The organism is Adhaeribacter swui, from assembly GCF_014217805.1.
GTDB classification, from domain to species: domain Bacteria; phylum Bacteroidota; class Bacteroidia; order Cytophagales; family Hymenobacteraceae; genus Adhaeribacter; species Adhaeribacter swui.
The window spans coordinates 3,029,843-3,050,824 of sequence record NZ_CP055156.1 but is presented as its reverse complement, the minus strand read 5'-3'; the positions used below and the strand labels follow the sequence as shown (position 1 = coordinate 3,050,824).

Genomic DNA, 20,982 nt, shown 5'->3' with positions numbered 1-20,982 from the left:
GGGTAGGTTTCACTCGGTAGGGTGGGCCGCCTTTTACCCGGTAAATTTTAAATAATTTAAAATTTACCGGGTTTACCTTAATTTGTCCGAAACTTTCCCCTTGGCTTCTATTCTATGGAAATAGTTATTGTGTTGGGTTTACTCCTGATTGCCATTATTCTGTTTGCTACCGAAAAAATCTCCGTAGATATCGTTACACTGATCATGCTGATCATTCTGTGTGCGACTCGCATTATCACGCCCGAAGAAGCTTTTGCCGGCTTTAGCAGCGATTTTATTGTAATTATTGCTTCGGTATTTGTATTAAGCGCCGCTTTGGAAGAAACTGGTATTTTGGACTTTGTTATTGTAAAGCTGGTACGGATAGCAGGCAAAAACGCGGGCTTTATGCTTTTTCTGGTAATGGTAATTGCGGGCGGCATTTCGGCTTTTATGAACAATACCACTGTAACGGCCATGTTTGTAAGTCCGCTGGTTTCGTTATCGCGGCAAATAAAAACCAGCAGTTCTAAATTACTCATGCCCCTCGCCTATGCTTCCATCTTGGGCGGCACCTGCACTTTAATTGGCACATCTACCAACGTGGCCGTAAGTGGTTATATTGATAAAGTAGGTTTAAACCCGGTTGGTTTATTCGAGATTACCCCCATTGGAATCGTAATTTTTGTGGTTGGCATTACTTACATGATGACCATCGGGAAGAAAATGCTGCCCGACCACCAGGATCATGGTTTAACCGAGGAATATAAAATCCAGAAATACATTACCGAAGTAGTGGTAATGGAAGAATCGCCGTTGGTAGGCCAAATTGCTTATTCATCGGACCTGGCAAAGCAAAAATTTAAAATTTTAAACATCATCCGGAACAAAGAAAAGTTTTTACCCGACCATCGCACCCGCATTCGGGCCAACGATATTATTCTGGTAGAAGGCGAAAAAGATGATTTGATAAAAATAAAAGAAACCAAAGGCGTAGAAATTATGGCCGATGTGATTTTGGAGGAAGCTTTGCAAAGCGATGAAATCCGGTTGGCCGAAATCCTGATTACCGCTCACTCCGATATGATTCGGCAATCTATTAAAGAAGTTGATTTTCAGCGGCGGTATGGTTTGGTGGTGCTGGCTATTTCGCGGCAAGGTGAACCAATTCGCACTAAAATTGGCGCGGTGCGATTAAAACTCGGCGATTTATTGTTGGTGCAAGGCTCGGCGCAGCGCCTCAGTTATTTAAGTTCTAATCAACACTTAGCCGTTCTGGATGCTTTTACCCCGGTTTTATTTAAAAAACAAAAAGGGCTCATTACCATTAGCTGTTTTATTCTGGCTATTCTGGTAGGTTCGCTTAATTTATTACCCTTATCCATTAGTTTTTTAACCGCGGCAGTTATTAGTATTTTGCTTAAATGCATTAACACCGATAAAGCTTACAGCGCTATTGACTGGCGCTTACTTATTTTAATTGGAGGCATGACGGCGTTTGGTACGGCGATGGAACGTTCCGGGGCGGCGGCTTATCTGGCCGAAAATATTGTATCACTCCTGGAGCCTTTTGGTAAGCTGGGTATTTTGGCGGGCTTTGTATTTTTAACGGTATTTCTTACGCAACCCATGTCGAATGCGGCCGCGGCTTTAGTAATTGTGCCGGTGGCGCTACAAACCGCTATTACCTTGGGGGCCAATCCGCGGTCTTTTGCCATTGCTATTATGCTGGCGGCTTCGGTATCTTTGGTTACGCCCTTCGAGCCTTCTTGTATTTTGGTTTACGGGCCCGGCAAATACAAATTCAACGATTTTATACGCGTAGGTTCTGGTTTAACTTTGGTGCTGGTGGTAATTATTTTAACCATGGTGCCTATTTTCTGGCCCTTATAAAACTTACCGCCTAAGCCATTCTACAACAACACAGAAAAAATCCGGCAAAGTAAAATTTTTAAAAAAATTAAATTATCAGGAATCCAGAAATGCCTGGGACTCTTGTTTAATGTGTTCGCGCGATTGGCCGTCTTTTACGCCCAAAGAAATATTGCGGACCAACACGCCCACAATCGCTTTTTTAAAACCTAGTTTTTCGGCCATCTCTACGCAGAAATCCATCTCGTTGTCATCCACAATCCCATCGGCGAGCATCATTTCTACCAAATCGTATATTTGATCAAACCGTTCGGAATCGTTGTGGGGCATCTCAAAGCTAATGGATTGTGCGTTGGCCAGTAAAGAACGTACTTCTTCTTGCCTTAAACCATTTTTTTTGCCAATGGCAATAATATAGTTCATCTCCGCCGAATCAACGTGGCCATCGATTTTAGCCAGAGCCCCCAGGTTTAAAATGTGACTCTTCACTCGTTTAATTTCCTCACTTTCAAAAAAGCTAAACATATCTTACAATATAGGTTTGGGATCAGGGCTTAATTACACTATTACTAATTTAACGAAAAACCGACAGGAATTATCTGCTTCATCTTAATTTTTTTAAGTTAAAAACAGACGCACCTGGGTGCGGCCTGTAAAGCTATACGCAAGTACCCGGAGTTGGTAGCAGCTTTTTGCACTAATTTTCAAGAAAGTAAATTTTTAAAAATTTTACTTATATTTTACTGATTTACAATAAACTAAGTAAAATCTGGTTAAATTTTACTTAAAAACTATTGGGCATTTACACGCTTTCACAAACTAAATTAGTTAATTTGCCGCCTTAACAAGATTAGCCATGAAACGTATTGCAGTACTAACTTCCGGGGGCGATTCACCTGGTATGAACGCTTGTATCCGGGCAGTTGTCCGAACGGCTATTTACTACGGGGTAGAGGTTTACGGTATTCGTAAAGGATATAATGGCCTGATTAAAGGCGAAATAATTAAAATGGATTCTGCCTCGGTTAGTAATACCATTCAAAAAGGCGGTACCATTCTAAAATCGGCCCGCAGCCAGACATTCATGACAAAAGAAGGCCGTCAGGAGGCCTACGAACAACTTCAAAAATTTGAAATTGAAGGTTTAGTGACCATTGGTGGGAATGGTACATTTACCGGTGCTACCTTATTTCACGAAGAATTTGGAATTCCGATTGTAGGAGCGCCCGGCACCATTGATAACGATTTATACGGCACCGATTATACCATCGGCTACGACACCGCGGTAAATACCGCCCTGGATGCCATTGATAAAATCCGGGATACGGCCGATAGCCACGAGCGGGTATTTTTTGTGGAGGTAATGGGCCGCGACTCGGGTTATATAGCCATGCCCTGCGCCATTGGCGGCGGGGCCGAAATAGTGCTGATTCCGGAAACCAAAACCACGATTCCGGATGTAATTTCTACGTTACAAAATGGCTGGAGCCGCTCAAAAACCTCGTTTATTATTGTGGTGGCCGAAGGCGACGAAGAAGGCAATGCCACCGAAATTGCTGCCCGCGTAAAAGAAGCTATTCCGCAAATGGATGCCCGGGTTACTATTCTGGGTCACGTACAACGGGGTGGACCTCCTACCGCCGCAGACCGGTTATTGGCCAGCCAGATAGGCATTGCCTGCGTGGAAGGCTTACTTAATGGCAAAAAAGACGTGATGGCTGGCTTTGTAAACAATCGTTTGGTATACACGCCTTTTAAAGACACCATCACCAAGAAAAAAATAATAAACCAACGCTTCGTGCGCATGGTCGAGATTTTAAGTGTGTAATTTGTTAGTTGAAAGGTTGGGAAGTTTAAAAGTTGGAAGGTTGATAAGTTGGAAAGTTGAAACGTTAATTTTCTGAAATTCTATAAGTTAAATATTTTGAATGTATTTTAACAGAAGTTTAAAAATTACTTCCAGAAGCACCAACACAGAATTGAATTTGAAGTATTACCAACTTTTAAACCTTCCAACTTTTCAACCATTCAACTCCTGCTCGATATAAGCCAGAATAGCATCCCAAGCCTGCGGGTGGAACCAGGTATAATCGTTGTTTTTGGTAAACCAGGTAAGCTGGCGTTTGGCGTAACGCCTACTGTTTCGCTTTAATAAGCGTATGGCTTCTTCCCAATCGTACTCCCCGTTTAAATAAGAAAAAATCTCCTGGTAACCTACAGTTTGTAAAGCATTATGCCCTTGATACGGTTTTAACTGTTCTACTTCCTGCAACAAACCGGCGGCTAGCATGTGGTCTACGCGGGTATCAATGCGGTGGTATAACTCGGCCCGTTCGCGGGTTAACCCGATTTTTAAAATTTTAAAAGGCCGGTCTACGGGTTGCTTCGTTCGAAAGGCAGAGTAGGGCTGGCCAGTAGCTAATGAGACTTCTAAAGCCCGGATAACCCGTTGGGAATTTGCCCGGTCTACCTGGTTGTAATAAACCGGATCCAGTTGCTGTAGTTGCTGCAATAAAGGCGCTAACCCGTGGACTTGTTTTTGCTGGTTGAGTTCTTCCCGAATGTGTGCCGGCACTTCCGGCATTTCGTCCATGCCGTCGGTAATTGCCCGTACATACAACCCCGAACCTCCCGTAAGGATTACACAGCGATGTTCTTCAAATAAGGTATCTAATAATGCCAGTACATCTTGCTCGTAGGCGCCGGCATTATACTCCTGGGTTATCGCATGCGAATCAATAAAATAATGCGTCACCCCTTGCATTTCGGCCGGTGTAGGTTTAGCCGTTCCGATATTCATTTCGCGGTAAAACTGCCGGGAATCGGCCGAAATGATTACCGTTTGCAAATGCTGGGCTAACCGGATGCTTAATTCTGTTTTACCTACTGCCGTGGGGCCAACCAGAACAATTAAAATGTTTTTTTTTAAATTTTCGGTGCTGGGCCCCATATGGTTTTATAAAAATCTAAAAGCTTTTTTTCTTCGTTTTGCCAATTCCAGTGCTGTCGGGCTATTAAACAATTTTGTACCAGTTTATCGTAATAAGCCGCATCGTGAATTAACTGATTTATCGCCGTGGCAATGGTTTCGGGGTCAAGAATAACTATTTTGGCTACCTCCCACTGGTTATTTAATTGCTGGTATTCCGGAAAGTCAACCACTAATTGCGGAACCCCGGCGTGCAAATAATCAAAAAACTTATTTCCTAAAGAGTAATAATAGTTCAATCCCCAGTTTTCCAGCAAATTTATACCTAAAAAAGCATTCCGGGTAATTTGCTTTAACTCTTCTGGCCGCACGTAATTTTTAAAAATAACTTTATCCTGCAGCCCCAGGTCTTTGCTTAACTTTTTTAAATAGTCGTATTTATCGCCCTTCCCGCAGAGTACCAGCTTTTTATCTACCAATACCATTGCCTGTAGTAATTGCTCTAATCCCCGGCCTTCGTTCAGCGCTCCCTGGTAAAGTAAGTAATCGCGGGAGTTAGGAGCGGGTAAAGTTAAATCAGGCTCCAGAATGGGGCAATTACGAATTACGGCAAACGGTACCTGGTAACGGTTGTAAAACAAACGGGCCAGCGAATCATTTACGGTGTAAGCAAAACGGGTGCGGGATAAAATAAACCGTTCGATGGCTAACCAAGTTTTTTGAATTATTGGCCGGTTAACTACCTCTACTACTTCGGTAAAATATTCGTGCGCATCGTATACAAAGGCTTTCTTACTAAGCCTTGCTTTTACATAAAGCGGCACGGCTGTATCTAAATCTATAGCTACAAACGCGTCGAAAGCTTTAAACAACAGGTAACAAAACAGCCGGATAGAGTATTCTAAATAAAACAACTTACCCTTGTTAAAAAAGCAATTTAAACGATGTTGTTTATACGTTCGCGGCAGCAGTGGCAGCGACTCCGGCCAGGTACGGCCCATTAGTAAAACCTGATAATCCGCTTGTGCCAGCGTAGTACAAATGCGTTGCATGCGTTGGTCATAATTCAGGTCGGTGGTTACTGCCAAAAAAATTTTTTTCATCAATCTTAGCTAAGTACAATACATTTCTAAGTTTTATGCACGTAATACACTAATATTAATGGTACCGCCTAGAAAGTTAAATTTATTTTCCTAAATTATTATTTATTTCGAAGCACCTTATTTGCTCTAACTACGTTGCGAATAAAACACAGGCTTATTTTTTGTTGCTCATGCCGACCAAAGATAATCAAATTACCCCTTTAGCTGACACCGTTGCCCTTGCCGAACAGGTGTTGGCAATAGCTACCGCATTAACCGCTCCCGAAACCATTATTTTTGTTTGTTTACCCAACGGAATAATTCAGGCGCAAAACGAAAATGCAGGTTTACTTTCAGATCCCAATTCTTTTTTCCGGGATAACAGGAACGTGTTAGAGCTGTTTGCGGATAGTACTCCCGAACTGGCCAGTACCTGGAATGTAGTACCAGGTTTTTCTGCGGTAAACGGCTCTTTACATTTAAAATCTACGACTAACCAAACCCGGAATTATACTTATCAGGTTTCGGCGTTGTTTTTAGATGGCCAGGAATTTAAAATTTTAAAATTAGACGGCGGTTCAGAGGATTCCCTGAAGAAATCCGCGGCACCGGAGCAAAATTTTAAAAATAATTCTATCTGGGATGCGGCCAATCCGGAAACTAAATTAAAAGAAGTAGAAGAAAAGTATCTTACTCTTTTTGAGAACGTTCCGGATGCCGTTTTACTGCTTAAAAATAAAACCATTATAGAGTGTAATTCCCAGGCGGCGGCTTTATTTAACACTTCTAAAAAAGAGTTACTGGGGGCGCCTCTGTGGAAATTTTTGCCTACGCAAAATACCGGGGTATTTTCCGGCGAACACCAGGCTCGGCAAATGAACGCCTACGCTATTGCGGATAAAGAATTAGCTCCTGGCCAAACTGAAAAAGTAGACTGGAAAATAATGCGGGCCGATGGCGTAGAACTGGACCTGGAAATTACTGTATCGGTTACGCATATAAACAACCAACGCTGCCGGCAAATTATTATCCGGAATGTTACGGCTACTAAATCAGAAGTGCTCTCGCAGCGACGTGAGGAAATTTTATACGAATCGGTAAAACACTTCCGCGATTTTCTGGGCAAAATAGAAATGGCCTACCTGAGCCTGGATGTGGAAGGCACCATTACTTTCGTAAACAATTATTTTTTAGAATACACCAATTATAACCGCGAAGAAGTTATCGGAGTTAACTTTTTCGACTCTTTTGTACCCGAATCGGAGCGCGAAGAACGGCGGCAGAATTATTTCGATATGATTCGCTCCAAAATCATCACCAGTTACAACGAACGCGATATCGAAACTAAATCCGGGATGGTGAAAACCTTGCGTTGGCAGCGCATGTTCGACTTTGACCGCGAAGGCAACATTATTGGCGTAACGCATTTAGGGCGCGATGTAACCGATAAAAAGATTGCCATGGAAGCGCTGAAAGACAATAAAAGCCGCCTCCAGGATATTTTTGATAATGCCCACGACTTAATTCAGAATATCTCCATCGATAATAAGTTTATTTTTGTAAACAAAGCCTGGAAAGAAAAACTAGGCTACGATGATTTTGATATTGAGCGTTTAACCCTGAACGACATTGTGCACCCGTATTACAAAGCTAAGCTTATTTACCAGCTTCGAAATTTGTACAAAGGCGAGCACGTTAACAAAATAGAAACGGTTTTTTTAACAAAAACTAATAAGCCAGTGCATTTAATTGGTAGTATTAGCTGCACCTGGCAAAACGGCAAACCGGTTTTATCGCGGGCCATTCTGCACGACATTACCGACCGGATTAAAGCCGAGCGTCTACAAAAAGTTTACTATAGCATTGCAAACCTGGCCATTAGCAGTAAAGATTTACAATCGCTTTATGGCGCCATTCACCGCGAGCTTAGTAAAATAATTGAAACCAATAACATTTTTATTGCCCTCTGCGACGACGAAAAAACTAAGTTACAATTTGTTTATTACGTCGATCAGTATAAAACCGAAGAAGAAAAGGTGGTAGAACGGCCTTTCTCTAACGGTATGGCGGAGTACATTATCAATACGGGTAAACCGGCGTATTTGCTCCGCGACGATATTATAGAACTGGAACAAAAGGGTTTGCTGCAATTAGTAGGCAAAATGCCCGAAGTAATGCTTTGCTCTCCGCTTTCGGTGGGAGAACGCATTATTGGTATTATTGCGGTGCAAGATTATAAAAAGCCGGATGTTTACGTTCAATCCGACATTGAAATCCTGCACTTTATCTCGAACCAGGTAGCCTTAGCCATTGAAAGAAAGCGGAACGAAGTTCAGATTAATAATCAGAACGCCCGCTTAAAAGCTATTTTCGAAAGTGGCTCGCACCAGATCTGGTCCATCGATAAAAATTCCTGCCTTACCTCGTTTAACCAAAACTATGCTACGGCCTTTTTAAAGCAGTATGGTTTTATGCCGCAATCAGAATTAAGTTTACGCGACATAAAAAACGATGACCTAAGCCCAACCCCGGCCGAAGAATGGAACGAATATTACGAGAGCGCATTAAAAGGAGTTCCGCAGCAATTTGAAATGAACTTGCCTTTACTGGATGGTTCCACCATTTGGCGGGAAGTTTACTTAAACCCAATTTACCTCGAAGACGGCTCTTTTGAAGAAGTATCCGGTATCGCCTTAGATATTACCGAGAAAAAACTTTCGCAAATGGCCCTGGCTAAAGAAGAAGAAAAATTCCGGAGTATTTTCGAATCTTTCCAGGATTTATACTACCGCACCGACGACGAAAACAAGGTGGTTCTGATGAGCCCATCGGTGCGGGATATGTTGGGCTACGCGCCAGACGAAGTAATTGGCAAACCGGCTACCAGCTTTTATGCTTACCCCGAAGAGCTCCTTAATTTAGTTTATACCTTAAAAAAAGAAGGAACGGTTCGTAACTTCGAAACCAACCTGGTAAGTAAATCGGGTACTATTATTCCTTTTCTTTTAAATGCCCACCTATTAAAAGATAAAGAAGGTCAGTATTTAGGAATTGAAGGGGTAGGCCGGGACATGACCGAACTGAAGCAAACCCAGTTAGAATTAATCCGCGCCAAAGAAGTTGCCGAAGATTCTGCACATGCCAAAACCTTGTTCCTGGCGAATATGAGCCACGAATTAAGAACGCCTATGAACGGTATCATCGGCATGATTGATTTACTGCATAGCACCGATACCTCCGAAGAACAGGTAGAATACATTGATACGCTCCGGAAATCTTCCGATGCTTTATTAGCTATCCTAAACGATATTCTGGATTTATCGAAAATACAGGCGGGCAAATTGCAACTGAGCGAAACCAGCATTGATTTACATTATTCCCTGGAAAAAATCCATTCGCTCTTTGCTAACCGGGCCAACCTAAAAGATCTGGACTTTAGCTATTCTATTTCGCCGCACACGCCCCGGTTTATTGTTACCGACGAAACCCGCTTGCTGCAGATTTTATCTAACTTAACTTCCAACGCCATTAAGTTTACTAATGCCGGTAAGGTTACGATTAATGTAAATAGCATTTTCTCCGACGGGGAATTCTATAACATTATGTTCCGGATAAAAGATAGTGGCATAGGCATTACGGATGCCGATAAAAAATTACTTTTTACTAATTTTACGCAGTTAGATAACACCTCCACTAAAACTTTTGGGGGAACCGGTCTGGGATTAGCAATTTCTAAACAATTAAGCGAACTTTTAGGCGGTGAGATTGGCGTAGAATCGGTTTATGGCCAAGGCAGTACTTTCTGGTTTACCATTCGGTGCCGGGAAGCGCACAACCACCAGGAAATACTGGATAACCGGAAGAAAAACAAAGAAAAACCTTTGGATACCGAAGTATTTAAAGACGAGCCGTACATTTTATTAGTAGACGATAACAGCATCAACCAAAAGGTAGCCCAAAAACTACTTGCCAAAATGGGATGCCGTACCGAACTGGCTTCTAACGGTTTTGAAGCCATTGAACAAGCTACTAAAAACCCGTACCAGGTAATTTTCATGGATATTCAAATGCCCGAAATGGATGGCATTGAAGCAACCGGCCGGATAAAAGAACAACTGGGTGATAAATGCCCACCCATTGTTGCCATGACGGCTTATTCCATGAAAGATGACGCCGAGAAATTTATGTCGCAGGGCATGGACGATTATGTGTCGAAGCCGATTAAAGCCGGCGACTTATACAACATGATTTTAAAATGGCGGCGGCAACCGGAACCCAGTAAAGATTGGGAAGCAGCCGAAGTTATTACGGAAGAACTTGAATCGCCCGCGCCACCGGTTATAGAAGCTACTGAACCAGCCGAACCAACCGCCGCAACACCAATAGCGGAGGAACAAAATAATGAAGAAGCCACAACAGAAAAAGCCATTGCGGAAGATGAACCTTTTATTGATGAAAAGGTAGTTCAGAGTTTGATTGACGTAGGCGACAAAGATTTTGCCCTGCAGTTATACATTGAATTTGAGGAAGAAGCGGAACCTTTAATTGCAGAAGCGAAAAAAGAAGTGGAAGCGAAACAATACGCTAATATTTTAAGTACTTTGCATCAAATGAAGGGTACGGGATTTACCTTGGGTTTAAACCAATTTGCCGAAGTTGTTAAAAAAATTGAGCACGATATTAAGCAAAAGAATGTAAGTACCGTAGAGCAGGATTTTCAGTTGTTAGAAGACCGCTTTGAATTTTATAAAAAAAATTATCGAAACAAATTTATATAAAATCAAATGGAAGAAAATAAAACCATATTAATTGCAGAAGATAGTTCTGTAATTCTAAACCTGACAAAAAAAATTCTGGAACTTCAAAATTATAAAATTTTAACTGCTAAAAATGGCACCGAGGTAATCAACCAGGTTCAAAACCAGAAGATTGATGCCATTTTAATGGATTTAAACATTCCTAAAAAAAACGGCATGGAATGTACCAAAGAAATCCGTAACAGCGATAATAAAGATATTGCCAGCATTCCGATTATTGCGGTTACCGGCAACGCCAATAATTATACCATGGAGCAGTTTAAAGAAGCAGGCATTAATGCTTACTTACCTAAACCGCTCGATTTTGATATGCTGGTGCAAACTGTTAAACAATACGTAGTGTAACCCAACTGGATGGAGTTAAAATATACACGTCATTTTTTAGGTAAGCTCGAAGAAATCTTTACGGAAGCGAACTATGTTTTGCGCTACGAAAAAGGAAATTTCAAATCGGGATTTTGCCTGATTAAAGATTCTAAAGTGGCTATTGTTAATAAATATTACCCGATAGAAGGTAAGATTAACTGCTTGTTTGATATTTTAAAAAACATGGCCCTGGATGAATCCTGTTTAAGTGAAAAAACCCGATTATTATACCAAGAAATTTGTCGGACAGAGCACTCCCATTAATGTTAACTTTTTTAGGTACCGGTACGTCGCAGGGTGTACCTGTTATTGGTTGTGAATGCGAAGTTTGCCAATCGGTAGACTACCGCGACAAACGTTTACGTACTTCGGCTCACCTGCAAATAGGGGGCAAAAGTATTATTATTGATTCAGGCCCGGATTTTAGGCAACAGGTGCTGCGGGAACGCATAAAAAGGTTAGATGCCCTTATTTATACCCACGAGCACAAAGATCATACCTCTGGCCTCGACGATATCCGGGCCTACAATTTTCTTCAAAACCGCGATATGCCCTTATACGGCGAGCCCCGGGTTTTATCGCAAATAAAAAACGAGTTTGCTTATATTTTCCATAATGCTTCGTACCCGGGGGTACCGCGTGTAGAGCTGTATCCCATTTCGGAAAACGCCTTTGAAGCCGAAGGAATTCTTTTTCAGCCTATCCGCATTATGCACCATAAATTACCTATCCTGGGGTTCCGGGTGGGTAATTTATCTTACATTACCGATGCCAACTTTATTTCTGACGAATCAAAAGAAATTATTCAAGGTTCCGAAATCATCGTGTTAAATGCCCTACGGCACGAACCGCACATTTCGCATTTTTCTTTAAGTGAGGCCATTGATTTATTACAGGAGCTAAAACCAAAAAAAGCTTATTTAACCCATATAAGTCATTTACTAGGCCTACACCACGAAGTTGAAGCCGAATTACCCGACTTTATTAAGTTAGCCTACGATGGCCTGAAGGTAGCCTTAAATTAAAAAAATGGAAGCTTAGGCTTTTACTTACCTCATAGAAAATCAGAAATTTTAAAATTTCAGGTAGTTAAGGCTAACCGTGAAACATTAGGTTAACGCAAATAGCATCATTGTTTAACTAACCGGCACTTATGAGAGTCTGAAAAACTAAATTTTCAAAATTTTAGTTTTTCAGACTTTTAGTTTCTAAACCATTGCCCGAAATTCTGTTATAACTTGCGGGTTTAATTCGCAGAAACGTTTGAAAAAGCTATTTCGTAAGTTGTACCGTGCATAATAACTACTATTTTCTACGCCAGTTAACTACCGCTTTAAAATCAGAACTGGTAAATTCCCGTATATCGGCTTGTTTTAGCCAGGATAAAGATGAACTTATTTTTTCTTTCGACCGGGCTGACCAAAGTAGTTCTTTTGTAATTAAAGCCATATTAACGGCTAATTTCTCCTCTTTGTACTTTCCCGATTATTTTAACCGGGCCCGGAGCAACTCCGTTAATTTATTTCCGGAAGTAATTGGGGAAACAGTGCTGGATATTATACAACACCAAAACGAACGAAGCTTTTATCTGGAATTAAGCAACCAAAAAGCCTTGCTTTTTAAATTATTCGGTAACCGGGCAAACATTGTTTATTTTGAGCAGGAGCAAGCAATAAGCTTATTCCATAAAAAATTTCCGAGAGATTTAGAGCTAAACCTGCAGCAAATGCACCGGCAATGGCAACCCGATAAGAATGAATTTATAATAAACCAGTCAGCGCCCGATAAGCTCTACCCTACTTTCGGCGATTTACCCGGAATTTATTTGAAAAATTGGGGATACAATGAGGCTTCGCCGGAACAAAAATGGAATTTGATTCAAGAAGTGAAACAAATTTTAGAAAATCCGCCGGCGTATTATATTGTTAAGGTAAATAATCAAACCCGCTTGTCGCTGCTACCCCTTGGCCAGATAAAAAAAGAGTTTGCTTCCCCAGTAATTACTTTAAAAGAATTTGTGCCGGCTTATTTGGCAGAATCTGGCTTTGAGAAAAACTACAAACAAGTCCATCAAAAATTACTTCGAAAAAAACAGCAGGCCGAGCAAATGATCCGCCACATTCAGAGTCGGTTAAAAGCCCTGCAATCCGAGGCATCTTACTCCCAAACGGCGGATGTGATTATGGCCAACTTAAGTAATATACCACAACGGGCGGAGGAGGTACTCTTGTTTGATTTCTACCAGGATCAGGAGCGCCTTTTTAAATTAAAAGCAACGGAAAGCCCGCAGAAGTTTGCCGAACGACTGTATAAAAAAAGCAAAAATCAGCAAATTGAGCTTGCCCAGTTACAGGAACGTTTAAGTCAAAAAGAAGAAGAACTGCTGGAAACAGAAATTTTGTTGCAGGAGCTTACGGCTATTGCGGATTACAAAACATTAAAGGCTTTTTTAAAAATTAACCTAGATGCCGTAGCCCCGCCGGACTCAACGGGCGAAAAGCCTTTCCGGGTATTTCAAACCAGTGGTTTTCAGATATGGGTAGGCAAAAGCGCCAAAAACAACGATGTACTTACGCAACAGTTTACTTATAAAGAAGATTTATGGCTCCACGCCAAAGATGTAAGTGGCTCGCACGTGGTAATAAAATACCAGGCTGGTAAAACTTTTCCGGAACCTGTAATTTATAAAGCAGCCCAACTGGCTGCTTACTATTCTAAACGCAAAACCGACTCACTCTGTCCGGTCTTATATACTCCCAAAAAATACGTGCGAAAACGCAAAGGCGCTGCCCCCGGCGAAGTAGTAGTGGAACGGGAAAAAGTTATTCTGGTACCGCCCGGTAACCCCTTCGAGAAAGTACCGGGTGCTTAAATGGAATAATGCGTGTTGCTTGTTAATGAAGCAAACCAAACCTTGTTTTTACTTTCTCTCCGGGAGAAATAAATTAAAAAAGTCCTTGCCAAAAGATATTAGCAAGGACTTTTGTTTAGCAAATAATTTGTACTAGAATACAATTTAAGCTTATTAATTAATAGTGACCTGCCATCTGCATTTCCTTTGTTTTTTTGGTATTTCTTTGCCAGAAGAACAGGATAGTAAATAATACAATTAAGATAGCTGGGAAAGCAATCATTTTTTGTAAAGTGTCCTGGCCCGTAGCTAACTCCAACGCATTTTCAGTTAATCCTTGCGCGGTAAATTTAGCTCGGGAACTATCAATCCAGCTACCAATAATCGGTTGGAAGATAGAAGAAGAAAACATACCTACGGCTCCAATAATAGACATACCCAAGGCACTGCTCAACGGCACTCGTTGCGCCACAGAACCTACCATTACTGGCCAGAAGTAGCAATAACCCAATGCAAAAATAACCGCAGCTAAGTAAGCGGTAGAACCCGTAACGGTACTAAACAAATAAATACCAATGGCCGAAAAGATTGCGCCAAATAAAAGCACCCCAGTTTGACCTAAGCTAGCTACTACTGGTCCGGCAAAGAAGCGGCCCACAGCTACTAATCCAGCTGTAAGTGCTAAAATTAACATTGGATCGGCACCGCTGCTGCTCAAAATAATACCTACCCACTGGCCAGGACCAAACTCGGTAATAGCTGTTAATGCCATACAAACAATCAAAAAGATGTATAACGGACTTAACATAGCCTTTAAGTTTTGGCCAATGGAGGTAGCACCTTCCACTTTTGGTTTTGGGAAAGTTTTTCCGAAGAATAAAAAGGCATAAATAACTGCAGGCAACAGGATAACCCACACTTGGGCTTGCCATGAAGTACCTAAATCAGTCATGAATTTTGATATAAGTGAGCCAATTAATATTCCACCAGGGAACCACATGTGGAACCGGTTTAGCATTTTATTTAGAGTTATGCCTGAGTACATATCCGCAATCATTGGATTACAAGCTGCTTCCGTACATCCGTTGGCAATCCCGATTAATAAGGTAGAAATAAGTAAACCGGTATATCCTCCAGCGTAAATGGTTAACAGAATACCCAATACGTGGCCAATTAATGCTACAGTCATAATAATTTTAGGCCCAACCGTGTGGTAAACTAACCCACCTATAACCATTGAAAGGGGAAAACCTAAAAACCACATGGAGTTGATAAAACCTAATTGTTCAGCGGATAAACCAAACTGTTCTCCTAACTGTGGTAAAATTCCGGCCCGGATTGAAAAAGTAAAGCCTGTGGTGATTAGCGCAAAGCAGCTCCCGTAAAACAGAGCGGATCTGTTAATGTTCTCGTTCATTATTATTTAAGTTTAGAAGTTTTTTAAATATAGATGTTCTTGAAAATTATAAAAGGAGGCATTTTATCTAAATAAAATAACCTCCTCTCATTAACAGCTTTTACAACTGCCGGATTTTAATGTTTTTGTACCACACCTTATCACCATGATCTTGCAGGGCAATATGGCCCTTTTTAATTTTACCGTAACCCGGCATAGAGGCAAATTTGCTTTCTTTTACCAATGCTTCCCACTCGGGGCTACCCAATTGGTACTCCACCACTTTTTTACCGTTTAACCAATGCTCTACGTGGCCTTTATTTACTACCAATTTTACGTGGTTCCATTGGCCTACAGGATTTACTGCCGGGGTAGATAACGGAATCATATCGTAGTTGGCACCCGCCTGGCGGTTGCCATTTTTACCTTGTTTCGCATCGGGGTGTTTTTCGTTATCTAAAACCTGCATTTCCGGACCGGTATGGTAAGTAGCGCCATACTGCGGGTCTTCCGACACGTTATATATTATACCGCTGTTACCGCCTTCCGAAATTTTCCAGTCCAGCAGTAATTCGTAATTTTCATATTGATTTTTGGTAATCAGGTCGCCGGCACCTTTACCCGTTAAAGTAATGGCACCATCTTCCACGGTCCAACCAGCCGGAACATTATCCTTCCGGAAACCACGCCACTGATTAATGGTTTTACCATCAAAAAGTAAGGTATAACCAGCCTTTTTTTCGGCGCTGGTTAAGGTGTTATCTTGTTTGGCCGCAGTCTTTTGTACCTGAATAACACCCGCATATGAGGCTGATACAGCTAAAACGGCAATAGCTATTAATTTTACTTTTTTAAGACTAATTTTCATTAAAACTTTTTTTAAGAGATAATCGTGTAAATGAAATTTGACTAAAAATAAAGAATTTAAAACGAAACAACGAAATAATTTTCCTTAATCTAGATTGAATTTTACTAATTTTGTAAAAAATACAATAATTAATTTACTTTAATAACACATTTAAAACAAAACAACCAAATCGTTGATTTTTGTTTAATTAGAGCCTAAATTGATTATTTTCTACTTATCTTTAAGCTACAATAAGGCTAAGCATCTAACCTTCTGAATTGTATTTGGGATAGACTTTATAGCCAACTATCTCGTTTGTATAGTAAGAAAAATATTTTATCATTTTTCTACAACGATTTATTTTAAAATAAATAATAATTTTAGAAACGCAGTATAATTTAGCAGTTGGTAGCCTCCCGTAAATAAATCGAATTACTTAAAACAAACAAATCCTTAATCGAATAAATAAACGTAATGAAAATTAAAAATTCCTGGCGGCTTATAGCCGGAAGTATCTTTGCGATGGTAATCGTTGGATTGTTTACTTTCAGCAAGCTGTTAGTCAAGCCAAAAATCCTGATTTTTAGTAAAACAGCGGGCTATCATCATGCTTCTATTGCTAAAGGCCAGCTTGCCCTTCTTAAACTAGCCCGCGAAAATAACATGGACGCGGACACTACTACTGATTCCACGGCTTTTAACGACAACAATTTAAAACAATATGCCGCTGTAGTTTTCTTAAGCACTACCGGCAACGTGTTAAACAACTACCAAGAAGCTGCTTTTGAACGCTATATTCAGGCGGGTGGCGGTTTTATGGGTATCCATGCCGCTGCCGACACGGAATACGATTGGGGCTGGTATGGCCGCTTGGTTGGCGCTTACTTTTTAAATCACCCCAAGCAACAAAATGCCGTTATTCAGGTAACTAATCGTAAACACGGCTCTACCAAACACTTACCAAAAAAATGGAAACGTTGGGATGAGTGGTACAGCTACAAAAAAATTAATCCGGATATTAAGGTGCTGATGAACCTGGATGAAAGCACTTACGAAGGTGGTAAAAACGGTAAAAACCATCCCATTGCCTGGTACCACGAGTACGATGGCGGCCGAGCCTTCTATACCGGTTTAGGCCACACCGACGAATCGTACGATGATCCGCAGTATTTAAAACACGTATTAGGAGGTCTTAAATACGCTATTGGCGAAAACAAACCACTGGATTACACCAAAGCTAAAACGCAGAACGTACCCGAAGATGACCGTTTTGTAAAAGTATTACTCGACCAGGGTAACTTTAATGAACCTACCGAAATGGCCATTCTGCCTAATCTGGATATTTTAGTAGCCCAGCGCCGGGGAGAGTTAATGCTTTACAGCCAGAAAGAGCAAAAAGTAAAGCAAGTGGGTGCCCTTAACGTCTATTTCCGGACGAATACTAAAGGAGTAAATGCTGAAGAAGGAATTTTAGGTATTGCCGCTGATCCGGATTTTAAAAATAATAATTACATCTACCTTTACTATAGCCCAGCCGATACATCAGTAAACCGGTTGTCGCGGTTTACTTTCCGGGGCGATTCCCTGGATCGTAAATCAGAAAAAATGATTTTACAGCTTTATTCACAGCGCGAAATCTGCTGCCATACCGGTGGTTCTATTGCCTTCGGCCCCGATAAATTATTATACTTATCTACCGGCGATAACTCTACTCCTTTTGATGAGCCTGGCCAGAAATACGTAAGCCACGGTTATGCGCCTCTGGACGACCGTCCCGGCCATTTACAGTACGATGTACGCCGGTCTTCGGGTAATACCAACGATTTGCGGGGTAAAATCCTACGCATTCGCGTAAAGCCAGATGGTTCTTACGAAATTCCGGAAGGCAACTTATTTCCGAAAGGCACTGCTAAAACCCGCCCGGAAATTTACACCATGGGCCATCGTAACCCGTACCGCATTACCGTAGACCAGAAAAACAGCATTTTGTACTGGGGCGAAGTTGGACCCGATGCCCGTGAAGACAGCATGGCCACCCGTGGCCCCCGCGGTTACGACGAAATAAACCAAGCCAAGAAAGCCGGTAATTTTGGCTGGCCATTATTTATCGGTAATAACTATCCTTACCGGGCTTATGACTATGCTACCGGCAAAAGCGGCGAAGCATTTAATCCGGCCAAACCAATTAATAATTCGCGCAATAATACTGGTTTAACCGAATTGCCGCCAACCACCCCAGCCTTTATCTGGTACCCATATGCAGAGTCGCCGGAATTCCCGCAAGTGGGTACTGGCGGCCGTAACGCTATGGCCGGGCCAGTTTATTACACTGATATGTTCCCGAAAGAAACCCGTTACCCGGATTATTACAACGGTAAGCTGTTTATCTACGAGTGGATTCGCGACTGGATAAAAGTAGTAACCCTGGATAAGGATATGAACTACGACAAAATGGAGCCTTTCATGCAAAACGCTAAACTAGCAGCCGCTATTGACATGGAAGTAGGTCCGGATGGCCGTTTGTACATTCTGGAATACGGCAAAGGCTGGTTCGCAAAAAACCCGGATGCCGGAATTTCCCGCGTAGATTACCTAGCTGGTAATCGCCCGCCAAAAGTATCTACAATAGATATCGACAACCTGAACGGCAATTTACCATTTACCTTTACGGCCAGCGTAAAAGCCACCGACCCGGAAAAAGATAATTTAACGTACGTGTGGAGCATTGGCGACATTAAAAAGGAAACCAAAGAACCGCAGTTAAAATACACTTTAAATAAAGCCGGCGACTACAAAGTACAAGTGCAAGTGCTAGACGATAAAAAAGCAGCAAGCAGCAGCAATGTGGTAACTGTTTATGCCGGTAATGAGCAGCCCGTGGTTAATATTACCATTCAGGGCAATAAATCTTTCTACTTCCCAAATAAGCCGGTTAATTACCAGGTTAAAGTAATCGACGAAGGAGCCAAAGTTGATCCTAAAAACTTGTTTGTTTCTACCGACTACATTCAGGGCCGCGATATGGCGGCAGCTTCTACCGGTCACCAGGTTATTTCGGAAGCTATTTTGGGCAAGAACCTGATGATGAATTCTGACTGTAAGGCTTGCCATAGCATTACCGAAAAATCCATTGGACCAGCCTTTACTGATGTGGCTAAACGTTACCAAAAAGATACCCGTGCCCACGATTACCTGATTAGCAAGATCATTAAAGGTGGTGGCGGTGTTTGGGGCGAAAACGTAATGCCAGCCCACTTAACCATGAAAGAAGGTGATGCCCGGCAAATTGTTACGTTTATTTTATCGTTAGCCAATGCCGACAATGCTAAAGCTAGCTTGCCAGCTACTGGTAAAATTGTGCCTACTGTAAATGAAGAGAAAAAGCGCAATAACGTATTCCGGTTAATGGCTACGTACACCGATGCCGGTGGAGCGGGTATTCAACCGCTTTCTGGTTCACAGGCTATTTACCTGCGCAATACGACTATGGACGTATCGGATTTCCAGGAAGTAAAAGGCTTTGCTCCTAAAGATTCGGCGGGTGCCCGTTACTTAACTCTGCCTACTACCGAAGGCTACATTAAAGGCGCACAACTGGATTTAACCGGCATTAGCCGCATTGAATTAGCTGGTTTTGGCAGCGGACGTCCGGGTAAATACCAGGTGGAGTTACGCAGTGGCCAGGCAAACGGCGCCGTAATTGGGCAAACTACCGTTGACTTTGCCGACAACCGGCAAAAAGTTACAGCTAGCGTGCCAGTACCTAAAAACGCCACGAATGGTCAGTTACAAGACATCTATCTGGTTGTAAAACCAGTGCAGCCGGGTGGTAGAGCTTACCTTAAAACAATTAGCTTTATACCCGAGTAAGATTTAGTTTAGTTCTTAAAAAAACCGCTTCAGCAAGTTAAATTTTTAGCTTCTGAAGCGGTTTTTTATTTTTAAATCATGCCTTACGGCTCCTGTAAGTTTAATTAAAGCGGCCTGCAGATTGCGTAACTACTTTTTACCGCTATTTTCCGGAATAATTTTTCAGATAGGCTTAGCCACAACAAACCGCTTATTTATAGTTATTTACAAGCCTCTAATTTTAAATCTAAGGTTTATACAGATAATAGAATCTGTACCTTGTTAAAACCTACTACTTATATTGTCGTTTTATAGGAATAAATGAAAGAACAATTTATTTAACGTAAAACTATGAAACGCACTTTTTCACTATTCTTATTTTGGTTGCTTTTGTTTTCCGGTGAACTTTCCGCACAAAACATACCTCAGCCACAAAACACTTCAGCAACGGCTTTTTCCTCCATTCAACGCGGTAATTGGTTAGTTGGTGCCGATCTTGGATCGATTGGCCAGAATTTTAAATCTAAAACTTTTAATTTCTCAGTACAGCCCCGGGCCGGCTATTTTGTTAGCGATAATGCGGTTCTCGGCGCCCAGATACAGCTAGGTTTTAACAGCGTTAAAGGGGGCGGTAATACGTTTATTTATGGTTTAACTCCTTTTGCCCGGTATTATTTCCCAGAGGGGGCAACGCCTACTCACAGATGGTTTGGGGAAGCACTAGCCGGTATTGGGGGCACCACTTATAAAAATGATGATATCGATCCGGTTGTTTCGGCAGTTTATGGGGTGCGTGCCGGCTACGCTCACTTTGTAGCATCTAATGTATCGTTAGAAGGTACGTTAAACTTAACCCGCAGCCATGCTGATATAGATGTAGGAAATGCGCAGACTGGTTTATCATTGGGCTTTGCCTTTCAGATATACCTGCCAGGACGAGGTAACCGATAAGGGCACTCTCCTTCGGATTTGAAAATTTTTAAATTTTAAAAAT

13 protein-coding genes are annotated in these 20,982 nt (G+C 41.6%); 8 read left to right on the top strand and 5 right to left on the bottom strand.

Annotated features, from left to right (window positions below):
* Window positions 1–114: 114 nt before the first annotated feature.
* Window positions 115–1,872: an SLC13 family permease gene (locus HUW51_RS12995; protein WP_185270073.1), complete on the top strand. Its 1,758-nt coding sequence runs from the start codon at window positions 115–117 to the stop codon at window positions 1,870–1,872.
* Between the two features lie 75 nt (window positions 1,873–1,947).
* Here the strand turns inward: HUW51_RS12995 and HUW51_RS12990 are convergent, their stop codons facing one another.
* Window positions 1,948–2,340: a TerB family tellurite resistance protein gene (locus HUW51_RS12990; protein ID WP_228466601.1), complete on the bottom strand. Its 393-nt coding sequence runs from the start codon at window positions 2,338–2,340 to the stop codon at window positions 1,948–1,950.
* A 367-nt stretch (window positions 2,341–2,707) separates the two neighbouring features.
* On the opposite strand from HUW51_RS12990, the gene pfkA reads away from it, so the two are divergent.
* Entirely contained in the window at window positions 2,708–3,679 is a 972-nt protein-coding gene (pfkA, locus tag HUW51_RS12985) for a 6-phosphofructokinase (protein WP_185270071.1), read from the top strand.
* Between the two features lie 192 nt (window positions 3,680–3,871).
* Here pfkA and miaA read toward each other — a convergent pair whose 3' ends face one another.
* Window positions 3,872–4,801, bottom strand: a complete 930-nt coding sequence (miaA, locus tag HUW51_RS12980; protein WP_185270070.1) for a tRNA (adenosine(37)-N6)-dimethylallyltransferase MiaA — start codon at window positions 4,799–4,801, stop codon at window positions 3,872–3,874.
* Window positions 4,777–5,883 (bottom strand): glycosyltransferase, encoded by a 1,107-nt coding sequence (locus tag HUW51_RS12975; protein ID WP_185270069.1) that lies wholly within the window; start codon window positions 5,881–5,883, stop codon window positions 4,777–4,779. Before HUW51_RS12975 ends, miaA begins: the two co-directional genes overlap by 25 nt.
* Before the next feature lie 170 nt (window positions 5,884–6,053).
* On the opposite strand from HUW51_RS12975, the gene HUW51_RS12970 reads away from it, so the two are divergent.
* From HUW51_RS12970 to HUW51_RS12955, 4 genes are all read left to right on the top strand, one after another.
* The gene (locus HUW51_RS12970) at window positions 6,054–10,640 is read left to right on the top strand and encodes a PAS domain S-box protein (protein WP_185270068.1); all 4,587 of its coding nucleotides are present in this window, start codon (window positions 6,054–6,056) and stop codon (window positions 10,638–10,640) included.
* Between the two features lie 6 nt (window positions 10,641–10,646).
* Window positions 10,647–11,024 carry a response regulator gene (locus HUW51_RS12965; RefSeq protein ID WP_185270067.1) on the top strand — a complete coding sequence of 126 codons (378 nt, stop codon included), beginning with the start codon at window positions 10,647–10,649 and terminating at the stop codon, window positions 11,022–11,024.
* Between the two features lie 284 nt (window positions 11,025–11,308).
* On the top strand, window positions 11,309–12,070 hold the full coding sequence (locus HUW51_RS12960) for an MBL fold metallo-hydrolase (protein WP_185270066.1): 762 nt from the start codon (window positions 11,309–11,311) through the stop codon (window positions 12,068–12,070).
* 266 nt (window positions 12,071–12,336) lie between these two features.
* Window positions 12,337–13,917 carry an NFACT RNA binding domain-containing protein gene (locus tag HUW51_RS12955; RefSeq protein ID WP_185270065.1) on the top strand — a complete coding sequence of 527 codons (1,581 nt, stop codon included), beginning with the start codon at window positions 12,337–12,339 and terminating at the stop codon, window positions 13,915–13,917.
* A 157-nt stretch (window positions 13,918–14,074) separates the two neighbouring features.
* Here the strand turns inward: HUW51_RS12955 and HUW51_RS12950 are convergent, their stop codons facing one another.
* Together HUW51_RS12950 and HUW51_RS12945 are read right to left on the bottom strand one after the other, a co-directional pair.
* Window positions 14,075–15,313, bottom strand: coding sequence for an MFS transporter (locus tag HUW51_RS12950; RefSeq protein WP_185270064.1), 1,239 nt, complete (start codon window positions 15,311–15,313; stop codon window positions 14,075–14,077).
* Between the two features lie 100 nt (window positions 15,314–15,413).
* On the bottom strand, window positions 15,414–16,160 hold the full coding sequence (locus tag HUW51_RS12945; RefSeq protein ID WP_185270063.1) for a 3-keto-disaccharide hydrolase: 747 nt from the start codon (window positions 16,158–16,160) through the stop codon (window positions 15,414–15,416).
* Between the two features lie 453 nt (window positions 16,161–16,613).
* Between HUW51_RS12945 and HUW51_RS12940 the strand changes: the two genes are divergently transcribed.
* The gene (locus HUW51_RS12940; RefSeq protein WP_228466597.1) at window positions 16,614–20,009 is read left to right on the top strand and encodes a ThuA domain-containing protein; all 3,396 of its coding nucleotides are present in this window, start codon (window positions 16,614–16,616) and stop codon (window positions 20,007–20,009) included.
* Between the two features lie 330 nt (window positions 20,010–20,339).
* Window positions 20,340–20,939 carry a hypothetical protein gene (locus HUW51_RS12935; RefSeq protein WP_185270062.1) on the top strand — a complete coding sequence of 200 codons (600 nt, stop codon included), beginning with the start codon at window positions 20,340–20,342 and terminating at the stop codon, window positions 20,937–20,939.
* The last annotated feature ends 43 nt before the right edge of the window (window positions 20,940–20,982 follow it).